At 65.8% G+C, this 11,373-nt stretch carries 7 protein-coding genes; 2 read left to right on the top strand and 5 right to left on the bottom strand.

Annotated elements, in window-relative coordinates:
- Nucleotides 1-118: 118 nt before the first annotated feature.
- The 4 genes from NZ773_15915 to NZ773_15900 all read right to left on the bottom strand — a co-directional run bounded on the left by NZ773_15915 (nucleotide 119) and on the right by NZ773_15900 (nucleotide 7,138).
- Nucleotides 119-2,887: a DEAD/DEAH box helicase gene (locus tag NZ773_15915; GenBank protein MCS6803413.1), complete on the bottom strand. Its 2,769-nt coding sequence runs from the start codon at nucleotides 2,885-2,887 to the stop codon at nucleotides 119-121.
- Between the two features lie 168 nt (nucleotides 2,888-3,055).
- A complete protein-coding gene (locus tag NZ773_15910; GenBank protein MCS6803412.1) occupies nucleotides 3,056-4,489 on the bottom strand; it encodes an EH signature domain-containing protein in 1,434 nt (477 codons plus the stop codon).
- A complete protein-coding gene (locus NZ773_15905; protein MCS6803411.1) occupies nucleotides 4,479-5,279 on the bottom strand; it encodes an OmpA family protein in 801 nt (266 codons plus the stop codon). The genes NZ773_15910 and NZ773_15905 overlap by 11 nt, the downstream gene beginning before the upstream one ends.
- A gap of 53 nt (nucleotides 5,280-5,332) precedes the next feature.
- A complete protein-coding gene (locus NZ773_15900) occupies nucleotides 5,333-7,138 on the bottom strand; it encodes a hypothetical protein (GenBank protein MCS6803410.1) in 1,806 nt (601 codons plus the stop codon).
- A 279-nt stretch (nucleotides 7,139-7,417) separates the two neighbouring features.
- Here NZ773_15900 and NZ773_15895 point away from each other — a divergent pair, with 279 nt between their 5' ends.
- The gene (locus NZ773_15895) at nucleotides 7,418-7,861 is read left to right on the top strand and encodes a hypothetical protein (GenBank protein ID MCS6803409.1); all 444 of its coding nucleotides are present in this window, start codon (nucleotides 7,418-7,420) and stop codon (nucleotides 7,859-7,861) included.
- Here the strand turns inward: NZ773_15895 and NZ773_15890 are convergent.
- Nucleotides 7,802-10,201, bottom strand: coding sequence for an AAA domain-containing protein (locus tag NZ773_15890; protein ID MCS6803408.1), 2,400 nt, complete (start codon nucleotides 10,199-10,201; stop codon nucleotides 7,802-7,804). The two genes, NZ773_15895 and NZ773_15890, sit on opposite strands and share 60 nt — an antisense overlap.
- Between NZ773_15890 and NZ773_15885 the strand changes: the two genes are divergently transcribed.
- Nucleotides 10,142-10,276, top strand: a complete 135-nt coding sequence (locus NZ773_15885; protein MCS6803407.1) for a hypothetical protein — start codon at nucleotides 10,142-10,144, stop codon at nucleotides 10,274-10,276. The two genes, NZ773_15890 and NZ773_15885, sit on opposite strands and share 60 nt — an antisense overlap.
- Nucleotides 10,277-11,373: the final 1,097 nt, after the last annotated feature.

The raw sequence follows: 11,373 nt of genomic DNA, 5'->3' as shown, positions 1-11,373 counted from the left end.
TCCGCTCCGGCGGTCGCCGCACGGGTGGCGGAGTGGGTGCGGGAGGCCGGCCGCCGGCGGGCGGCGGAGGGCGTTGAAGGGTAGGGGCGGCCGCTTGCGGCCTCGGGAGAGGATCCCCTCAGCCCCGCCGCACTCCCACCGTCTCGCGGTACAGCGCCTCCAGGTCGGATCGGGAGAGCTCGGTCGGCATGAGCACGCGGCGATAGAGCTCCCTCTTCCGTTCGAGCAGGCCATCGAGGACGAGGTCAAAACTACGCTGGCGGTAGCGAGGGTGAACGGCGAGACAGCAGTACACGTGGACCGTCTTCTCCTGACCGATGCGGTACACGCGATCGGTGCACTGATCCTCGACCGCCGGGTTCCACCATCGGCCGAGGTGGATCACGTGATTGGCCGCGGTCAGCGTCAGGCCGAGGCCTCCGGCGCGGGGCGAGAGGATCATGACGTCGAATCCCTTGCGCGCCTGAAACTCGTTCACCCGCTGCTTGCGTGCGGCCCCCGCCACTTCCCCGTTGATGACTAGGATCGGTTCGCCTAGGCGATAGCGCCGTTGCAGGATCTCGAGCAGGGCGCTTTGCACGGGGCGATCGTCCACGAAGAGGAGGGCCTTCTCGCCTGTGCGCCGGATGTCGTCTAGGATCTCGATCGCCAGCTGCAGCCGGGCGGAGGCTTCGATGTACCCGTCGTCGCCGTGCAGCGCGAGGGGAGAGGGGTGCAGGGACACGCGGCGGAGGAGCTGAAGGGTTTGCAGCATTCCCGTCTTCTCCGCCTGCCTCACCACTAGGTCGTAGGCGTCCGCCTGCCGCGGGGGCATCTCCCGTTCCAGGCGGTGGACGCGCTTATCGGGCAGGCCTTCCAAGCACTTTTCCTTGGTGCGACGCAGCATGATCGGCGGCGTCGAGCCCGCGCTCAGCCTCTCGTAAAGTTCCGGGAGACGCTCTTCTTGGGCTTCCGTACTGCCGTAGGCGGACGAGAAATCCCGAAGCGTCCCAAGCTCCCCGGGCCGGACGCAGTCGACGATGGACCACAGATCCTCAATCCGGTTCTCCACGGGGGTGCCGGTGACGGCAAGAGCGAAGTCGTGCTTCAGGGCCTTCGCAGCGTCCGTGAGGAGAATTGCGGGATTCTTGATCTTCTGCGCCTCGTCGAAGACGGCGACGCTCCAGCGGACGCGCCCGAAGCTGTACTGGTAGTCGCGCAGCGTCTCGTAGGTCGTGAGCACCAGGTTCGCCCGCTCCAAGGCTCCTTGGTCGAGGGTCGCGAAGCCGTGTGCCGTCTCCCGCCCGCTGCTCGCGCCGCGCAGCTCGCGAAGGCCTCTCCCGCAGGCTTGAGCGATCCTCCCGAGACCGGGTTGCCGCAGGTGCCTCGCGTGCTCGTCCAGCCAGTTCCGAATGAGGCCGGTCGGGGCGACGACGAGGAAGGAGCCGTTGCCACGATTCGGCCCTTCTTCCCCCGCCGCGACTTCCTGGAGCCAGGCGAGAAAGGCGAGGGTGACCAGCGTTTTCCCGAGGCCCATGTCGTCCGCGAGAAGCGCCCCAGGGCTCCCCTCGGACCAGTGCCGCTGCAGCCAGCGCAGCGCCTCGCGCTGATGGGGCAATAGTGCCGTGGCGAGTCTCTCCGGCACTTCACCGCTCGTCGGTGTTTGGCGGCGCCTCGTGACCCGATACTCGAGCGACTCCAAATTGTCAAAGATCAGGAGGGCGATGGGAGCGGGGTCTTGCTCCCGCGTATCCTCCGGTCGGGTCGTGGGGGTTGCGGGGACCTCGCTCCTGCAGAGTTCCCGGAGGGCGCGCACAGTGTCCTCCGATACAGGAACCCGCTGGGAGCCCCATTGCACGGCAGGGGAGCCGTTCCGCAGCGCCTGCTCCACGAGGCGGAGAAGTTCTCTGGCCTGGTCGTGGGGGAGGGACAGGCTCTCGTCCCCGATCAGCAGGCCTTGTTCCGCAGGAAGCCAAGGCTCGCTGGGCCTCTTGAGCCATGGCAGCACGCGAGGCTGCCAGAGACCGATTCCCTTGACCCGCTCGCTGTAGCCTTCGTCGGAAAACAGAGATTCGAGAGGGTCCGCTAGGGATTCCGGCTCCTGCTCTGCTGCCTCGGCCGGCTCTCCCTCCTCCTCGTTGGAGAGCTCTGAGCGAAGAAAGGGGGCGGGCTGACGGATGAACTGAAGTCGCGTCCCCGGGTCGGCGGCCTGGATCCTGCGAACGGCGGACAGGATCCGCTGAAGCGTCGGAGTCAGGAAAACATAGAAGCCCTCCCCCACCGGATACTTGTCGCGCACGGGAGTGAGCTGGCGGAAATACCGCGCGAAGTTCTGGTGCCGTGCGGGAGGAAGGGTCCGGACGAACCGCCGGCCGGGAGAGGCGGAGCCGAGCTCCTCCCTCTCCATCGCCATGGTGCCGAGAACCGGGTTGAAGTCCGGTTCGCCAAGTTCATTGACGAAGCGCTCGATGCTGAAGGCGGAGGCGACGGCGACCTCGATGCCGCCAAGGATGTGGTCGATCTGGACTCCCTCGGGGAGGATCTGGCGGATCTCCCCCCAAGCGCGCAATCGGGAGTCGAGATCCCGGCAATCGCGATTGAAGCGATCCAGCGCTTCGCAGATCGAGTAGAGCGGATCGCGTAGCGTGAATTGCTCACCGTCGATGGTGAGGAAGCATCCCTCGCGGGAGAAGGAGACGACCCTGTTTCCGCGCGGCCGCCGCAGAGAGAGATCAATGCGGAAGTCCGGATCCCGCAGGCTGCCGAAGGCCTTAAGCTCCACTCCGACACCGGCGGCCGGCGGCAGGCCCAGGGCGAGGAGCTCGTCGGGCTCCAACGAGGCGATGCCCGCGTGGCCGAGAAAGACGCGGGTGAGTTCGCGCCGCTCGGCTCTTTCATCCTGCAGCAAGCGAAGCAGGATGCCGATGCCTGCCCGTCCCCCCGAAGGCAGCCTTGCCGGCCTAGCGCTAGCCCACTCCTCGACGGGCAGATCGCGTCTGTCGACGACGCGGAACTCAACGCCCTCGGCAACGCGATCCGTGCGCAGCTCCGGGCTCCGGAACAGAGCGAAGGGCATTTATTTCCCTCTTCTGCCGGGGTCAGCGATGCCGGTGTGCTCCTCAATGATCGAGGAAATCCTCGCCTGCCATCGGTAGTTCTGGGAGCCGTAATGGGGGATCTCCTCGTTGCAGCCATCGGTCAGCGAGGCATAGTCGTATTCCCGCTCGTACAGCTTCGGTGCCGCCCGATTTCCGCGGAGCCAGATCCGGCACTTGCGGTTGTGGCTGAACTCGGCGATCGTGATCCCGCGGATCTTGAGGAGGAGGGCGGAGTGGGTCGAGTCTGTGCCCGCACCTCTCCGCAGGCTTCCGGCGTTGAGGTTTGCGCGCCCTCTAGGGTCGAGCCTGGCGGAGGCGGCCGGCCCGAGGATCAGCCAGGCGTCGTCGATGAGATTGTTCTTGAGGTAGGAGTACCAAAAGTTACGGCGGGCGACCCAGTGTTCCGGATTGCCCGCGGTTCGGTCGACGAGCCGGAAGAAATCCTCGAACGAGGTCTGGACCAGCCAGCGCAGCAGGACATCGCGGAGCTGCGAGTCGATGTCATACCATGCACTGGAGTGCAGGATGGGATGGCCGATGGTTCGGCAAAGGAAAGCGGCGAGCGCTCGTTTTGTCTCGTCCGAGGGATTGAGGTTCAGGAACGGCTCGAGTGCCGCCGTGGCGAGGAGCCTCTTCCAGCTCGAGAAGCGAAGCGACCCTTGCGGATCGGCGAACCACGCGAAGACGCGGCAGAGCGGAATCCGGCCGGAACGGAGGGCGGTCCGGAGCTCCGCCGATACGGCCTTCGCCACCTCCCCCCAGAAGTTACCATTCGCAAGATGTCGCTCGGGTCCGAGCACCGCTTCGACAAAGGAGTCGTAGTCCTGCTCGGACCGCACCCAGAGCCTCGCGACCTGGGTCGGTCCGTCGCTCTTGAGCAAGCGGTATCGCGCGCAGCGCTCCCGCCATGGGTCGTAGGCGGGCGATGGCAAGGCAGCAACGATGGCATCGAGGCGGGCGAGGAGGCTATCGAAGGCGGGGAGATCGGCCGGCCAAACCCGGAGGAACTCGCGGAAGGTCGCGAGCACCCGCCGCGGGCGCCCATCTTCGGCGACCGTCGCGAGCATGGCCTTGGCGAGGTGTGGATCCTTGCTGGCCCAAAGATGGGGCGAGTCGCCGGGGTGGAAGAACAACCAGGGCAGGTTGCGTGCGTGCCGCGCCTCGAGCGGCGTGAGGTCGCGATGAAGTGCCCAGCACTCGTGGAGGGCCTGCGCGGCCTGATCGAGGGCGTCGCTGGGTGGGGTTCGCTGAGCGGCTTTGGCCTCGTGTTCGCCGAGCCGTGCGATGAGCGCGGGAAGGGCTTTCGGACGCCACTCTCGGCGCTGCAGCGCCCGCAGAATTTCGGCAATCCTCTGTCGCAGGCTGTCTGAGCATTCGGAGAAGAGGGGCTGGTCTTGGGGGCTACCGTTCATTGACCGCGCGTTCGGTGGCTTTCAGCACTCTTTGCGGAACCGGAGGCGCGTCGCGCTTTCTCGGTCGCGGGCTCTCCATGAGGAAGCGGAGATCGATCCTGCGGTTCACGTCGGCGTCCGGCCGCTTCGGATCAAGAGGTCGGCTCTCGCCGTAGCCGGCCACGTTCAAGATCGGTGCGCCCTGCTTGTTGACCAGGCTTGCGAGGTCTGGCTCGCAGCTCGTCATCATACGGTACACCTCGGCGGCGCGCCCGGCCGAGAGGTCGAGGTTGTCCTTGTACCTGGGGTTGGCGACGAGCGGAACGTTGTCGGTGTGACCCTCGATGAGCACGGTGTCCACGCGCACCCCCGGGATGGCCTCCTCGCAGCGGGGCGGGTCAGGGAACGGGGCAGGTGGGAGGCAGAAGGGGGCAGCAGGAGGCGGTGGAAGGCCATCGAGGGCGGGGGTTGACCGCCCGTGAGCGTAGCAGGAGAGGACATCGCGGAGGACCCGCGCGACCGCCCCCACGTGTGCGTGATGGTCAGGGTAGGGAACCGCCTCTCCCCGGGGGAAGCGGATCGCCCGGTCAGTCAGGCGGAGAATGCCGTGCTCGAACTCAATCTCAACGTCGATGCCCCGTTTCGCGAGCTCGCGGCGGATCGCCTCAAGGAGCAGGATCCGGACCGAGGTCGCGCTGGTGAGGGCAGCTTCCGCCTGCTCCATGTTCCGGCGCGCCTCCGCCAGGCGCAGGGCGAAGACCGCCAGCGTGATGATGAAGATGAACAGGAGGGCCGACATGAGGTCGCTCACGGAGGAAAGGTAGTCAGGCACCGTGCGCTCAGGCCGGTCGGGAGTGCGGGTTCTCACGACTTCGCCCTCGTCGGGCGGTCAAGCCGGTCAACAAGATCGTCGAGTTTCTCGATGTGGCGTTCGATGGTTGCCTGTAACCCTTCCATCGCCTTGCTGTAGAGGGAATCCAGTTGCGAATGGAACTCCCGCACCTTTCTAGTGTACTCGTCAAGCCCGTCGACAAGCTGGTCGAAGATCCGGTTGAGCGCCACGTCGATCTGGCGGAGGCCCTGTTCCTGGCGCTGCCAGAGCGCCGCCATGCTGTGGCTTTCCTGCGACACCCGCGCGACCTCCTGCTGGAGGAGCTGGGCCACCTTCGCCGCCTCGCCCACGCTGGCCGTCGCCCGGTCGACGATTTCCGCAAGACGGGCGTGGGCCGTCCCGAGCTGCTCGGCGGCGGCTCGCAGCTGCTGAAGGCTGGTGACGATCTCGTTTCGCATCTCGGCCTGCCGCTCGTGCAGGGATCCGAGTTCGCCGAGAAGGAGCTGAAAACGCTCGGCGAGCTTCTGCTGCGCGGCCGTCACCTCCCTGAACAAGGCGAGGTCATCGCGCAGGCTTTGGAGCGTGACGTCGAGCCGCTCGATCAGGGCGTTTCCGGACTCGCGCAGCCTCTGGCTCGCGTGATCGACGTCGGCGCTAAGCCGACGGGCGGCTTCCTCGATGCGCTCGAGGCTGCCGCTCATGGTCGTGGAGATCGCCTGCGCGGACTGCTCGGCCGCCTGCGCAAGAGCCTGGCGGACGGAATCCACGGCGCTGGACAGCAGCTCCTGCGCGCCGCGCTGGGAGCTTTCGAACTCGAGAAAGACGTTTTGCATGCGCAGCGCCGTCTCGTTCAGGCGGTTGACGAACTGGTCGAAGCCGCTCGCGACCGATTGCGTGAGCTGCCGCTCGAACCGGTCCGCGAGCCTTTGGATGGTGTCGTGAAAGATTTGCTGCTGGTTGCTCTGAAGGCGGTCGATCGCATCAATGACCTGGCCTAGGCGGTCGTGGAGGGGTTTGTGGACGACATCATCGAGGGCGCTGCGCATCTCCTGGCCAATGAGGACCGCGAGGTCGGTGTTGAAGCGGTGGAGAAGGTGTGTTTGCCTTTTTGCCTCTCTCACCTGGGCGAGGGAGATCATTTCCGGAGTGATCAGCTCCACGCAGGCTTCTAGACGATCCGTCCACCGTGCGATGCTCCTCCGCACGGTCCCGAGGAGGGTGCGCTCGAAGACGAGGAACGCGAGCGAGCAGCCGAGGCCGGCGATCGAGGTGAGGAAGGCGAGCGCGGCTCCGCTCAGGAGATGCGACAACGCCCCCTGGATCTCTTCGGGTTGCAGAGATTGGAGGCTTCCGCTCGCAAGACCAACGCCGCCGGCAAGGCCAACGAAGGTGCCGAGAATGCCAAAGCCGGTGAGGTGATTCGGAACGGAGTCGAAGAAGCGCGTGTGAAGTACCGGCTCGATGATGGTCTGGTCATTGAAGTAGGCGCGGGGCTCGTGGGGGTTGCGGATGAAGGGGTGCTCGTCGTCGGGCTTGATCAGGCTCTCATCAAACTCTCGCCAGGCGTGGCTTAGGATTCGTTGCCGCTGCAGGAGGGCGTTGTAGTGTTTGTACTCCTCAGCGAAGGCGGCTTGATCGAGACCGAGAAGCGGCCGCGTGACGCGGCGGAGGCCGACGATCAGACGGACGGCGCGAACAGAGAACAGGGCGAGGGCGATCGCGAAATAGAGCACGGTCAGGGCGCACCAGATCGCGACGAACTCCCGCGAAACGACGACATGAGCGAGCTCGGCGAAGCCGGGAACGGAAAACTGGGCTGCGGAGATCGGCGCTTCCATCACTTGGATGCTCGGCTTCCGGGAGAAGTCGGCGAGGTGGCCTTGGTTGCGGAGTGCGGGGCGTTGCTGCAGGCAGTCGCGGCCTCGGCGGGGAAGAACCAGAAAGCGGATTTCCGGAGAACATCCCTCCCGAGAGAGGCAAGGCTGCGGCAACGGGGAAGCATGATACGCGGAGTGGGTTCCGACCGTTGTGCCTGCCGCTTCCGCTCCGGGGGCGGCCGCGTTATCGGCAACACTTGGAAGGCCGCACCGGACTCGAGGGCGGGGCGATAATCTCGGGTGGCGCTTGGCCCGCGAGTGGTTCGGCGAGGCGACGCTCGGCGATCTGCCGAAGAACGTGTCCGGCACCGACGCCGACCGGGCGGTGCGCTCGCTGGGCTCGCGCTCTACGCCACGGCCGCGCCCACCTACTTCCCCTCGGCCGAGGGCTACATCGGCGGCGGCGTGTACACCAACAACCCGGCGATGTGCGCCCTCGCGCAGAGCCAAGACCCGCGCAACGCCGTGTGCCCGCCGCTGGACTCGGTCGCGCTGCTCTCGCTCGGCGCCGGGCGCAACCTCCGAAGCAAATTCCGCGCGCGTCAGCATCCGGGCGAGTCGGCCAGCCGCGGTTCGGGCACAGGAGGCTCCCGGGCGCCTCCCGGAGACGAGGCGGCATCCTACTCACTCGCCGAAGTCGCCAAGGTAGCGGCTGAGCTGCCGACAAGCAGCCTCGCTGTCTAGGCGCAGCATGCTCTCGCGGGTGCCACGGTGGGAGAGAATATTCAACGAGCCGTGCCACAGGATGCGCCCGTCGATCATCGCGATCTTCTCGTGCATATTCTCGCGAAAGTCGACGGCGATGCCCAGCTCGCGCAGCATGCGTGCCAGTTCGGTCGCTTTCGAGGTGGCGCGGTGGTCGGCTACTTTTGGAGCAGAAATGACGAGACGCACCTCCACCTTGCGGGCGACTGCCGCACGAAGCGAGCCGATCCAGCGCGCCGTGCCGTTTTCGGTCGCGAAAGGCGAGAAGATCACGATGGACTTGCGCGCGCGGTTCAGGTCCTGAAGAAACGCCGGGTAGAAGGTTCTCTCCGTGAATGCGCCAGCCGCTCCCTCCGGAAGGTCAAACGTCGCCGGAAGCGCGCGACGGAGCCCGTCGACCCAGTCGCGGTCGGCGAGCGGCAGGAGCATGTCGAGATCGAGCGGCTCGCCATGGCGCTCTAGGTAATCCAACAATCGAAGGACGAAAGCGGCATCGCGCGTCTTGCGCAGGTACTCGAAGTTGCCGAGAACGATCAGATGCTTTCGCGCGCGGCTTACTGCGACATTCATTAGGCGCGCCCCATCCTCCTCAATTCGGTTCGCCCGGAGGAAGCGCCCTAGCGGCACTCCGTAGGAGTCGGTGAGATCGAGCACGATGATGTCCTTTTCATTGCCTTGGAACCTGTGAGCCGTGGCCGCAATTCCTGCCGCGCGGGCGCCGAGGCAGTCATTCAGCAGAGTTTGTATCAGCCGCGCCTGCGCGGCATACGGCGCGACGACGCCAATCGCGTCATTCGGCTTTGCCGAATGCGGCAGGAAGCCTGCGTCGGCGAGACGCGAGACGATATTTCGCGCAAGGAGCGCGTGGAAAATGTTGTAACGCGAGTACGTTCTGGCGCGGCGCGCGGCCCTTGGGTGAAACGGGCCGGTATTCACGTAAAGGAGGGGCGTTTTCGGGAAGGGAAAGTTGCCAATTTCGCGATACACGCTCGACTCGGAACGCAAGCGGCAATCGCTGTAGAAAAGCTCGTTCACGAGTTCGCAGATTTTCTGCTGCATCCGGTATTGGGTGCCGAGCGCGACGAGATGGGGAATTGGCTGCCGCTTGGCGATTTTTTCGGGGATTCCGTCCTTCTCGAAGATGTCGCGCTTGAGCCACTCGGCGGCGAGCGGATCGCGGGACAGGACGATTGGCGGAAGCTGCCGGAAGTCGCCAGCCACCGTCACCGATCGCTTCGCGAGTCCTGCTGCGTGGTAGACGAGCGGCAGCATGAGCATGGACGCTTCGTCAATGACGACGACGTCGAACAGGCGAGCCCCGATATTTCCGAGATAGGTGCGGTAGACCGTGGTCGCGAGGATCTTGCAGCCAGCGAGAAGCCGACGTTCAAGGTCGGCGAGCTCGCGCTCGATGGCGCGGATCCGTTCGCGGATCTGGTCTAGCCGGCTGCCCAGCGAGTCGAGGCGACCTTGGATCTCGCTTGCCGACGGACGACCACGGGTTTTCTCGATGAGCCGGTCCTCCTCTCCGCGCAGGGCCGCGATCTCGGCCTCGAGCTTGGGCAGGCGGGCGGCGAGCTCTTGGGCCGCCTCGGACGCCTTCTGCGCGGCATGATCGGCTTCCGTCGCGTCTCGCAGCAGGCGCTCGGGCTCGAGACCGAGGAACAGGCGTCGAAACGCGCCCGTGGCTCGCGCGCGCTCCAGATCGGACCGCGCCTTCGCGGCGCGAACGTGGTGGCGCTTCGCTTGTTCGCGATGCGCAGCGATGGAGCTTTTCGCGTCTTGCAGCAAGTTCTGGCGGGCGGCGAGTTCCTCCCGCACGAAGGCGAGCCGTTCCAGATCCTCCAGGGCCTCGGCGAGCGAGCGCTCCTCCGCTTCGAGGAGTGCCGCCTCACGAAGAAGGTTGTTTTTCTCCCGCTGCGGGCGTTCGCCGAGCCGCGCAACGATCTCCTCGAGGATCACATACGGACCGAAGCGCTGGCGAAGCTCCTCCTTGACAACCGGGCCTTGGCGGATCACGAGCCCCTCGTTGAAGCCGGGTTCGCCTTGAAGGCGCTCGGCCACGCGTTCCAAGGCCGTGTCCACGGCGATGTTCGTGTTCGATACAAGCAGCACGGATCGGCCAGCCCGGTAGTGAGCCTCCACGATGAGGGCGAGGGTGTAGGTCTTGCCCGTTCCGGGCGGCCCCCAGATGAAGGTCGTGTCGCTGCCGAGTGAGCGGCGGAGAGCGCGGGTCTGGTCCTCGTTCGCCTTCAGGCCTTGGTTGACCAACGCGTGCGGATCCGCGTCGGCGATCGAGCGCTGCTCTTGGCCCAGCACGCGGTCCGCCGCAATCCGACTGAAATGTGGCTCGCCGCCTCTTACCTTCTCCAGGCGCTCCTTAAGCCGCTCTAGGAGGAAGGAGTCGTTCGCGACCAGCTGAGCGGCCGCGATTTCCGGCCCGAGATCCTTCTCCAGCGCAATCAGGAGCACTCCGTCCCGAAATGAGGCAAAAAAGCCCGTGACGTCCTCCTGTCCGACCGTGACTCGGACTGGAGTATCATCGCGCAGGTTGACTTCCTCGAGCACCTGAAAACGGTAGAGCCACATGCGCTCGACCTGCCGGACTCGTTCGCCGGCAAATAACTCGATCCGGGCTGCCCCGCCTCTCTCGCGGATGGCGGCGATCTCCCGGCCGAGCGCTTGGATCATATGGGACAGCGCTTCCCTCAACAGCTCGCCTCCTTCGCGTTGACTTTCGGGATTCGGAACAGGCTCCGCCCGGAGCTGCCCTCTAGTCGTGCAGGCCAAAAGATCTCGGGGCGCATGGGATATCGGTATTCGTTCCCTCATCTGGTTCACACGACAACGGTCTATTTTTCGAGATGAAGTTCAACCGCGTCGCGCGGCCTTGTCGCCCAGCGCGTTTCGGGTGGAAAGAATGACGTGCTAGGTTCGGCGGCATCCACGGATCCGCGCTACGTAGTCCGATCTGCTCCAAGGCTCGGCCTCGCAGCTGGGGACCGCGCCTCGGGCGGGGGTGCCGGCCAGGGATTTTGGGCGTCGTGGCATCGCTGCGTTGCCTCACCTAACGCGGGTCGATCATACGGCGGGCCGGGTTCGAGGCCAAAATCCGCAAGTCCGTCGCCCCCCTTCGCAGGCCGCTGCCGTCGGGCGAGCCGTGGGGTGGGGCGGGATCCGGCGGGCCTTGGGATGGGTCGCGGGGCTCCGGAGGTCGATGCGCCACGCCGATCCTTTGGGAAGTCGCCGTGGGTCGCGCCGCTCTCCCTGGCCGGTGGCCTTGATCACGGCTCGACCAGGGGGATCGCGGGGCGAGCGCGGGGGCGCGGCCGGAGGGCCGGACGCTCTACGCAGTGAGAATGCAATCAGGACCACGGTTTTGCAGTTGGGTCGAAGGGTAAATTGAGGCTTGCCGTGCCGCGCACGGCTGGAGAAGGAACGGGGGATTGCAGAGGGTCAGGACTCATGAAGAGCGGAATGCTGCTGGCGAT

This window comes from Dehalococcoidia bacterium, assembly GCA_025054935.1.
In the GTDB taxonomy this organism is placed as follows: Bacteria; Chloroflexota; Dehalococcoidia; order SpSt-223; family SpSt-223; genus JANWZD01.
Note: the sequence above shows the minus strand (reverse complement) of the source record. Positions and strands in the feature narration are given on the sequence as shown.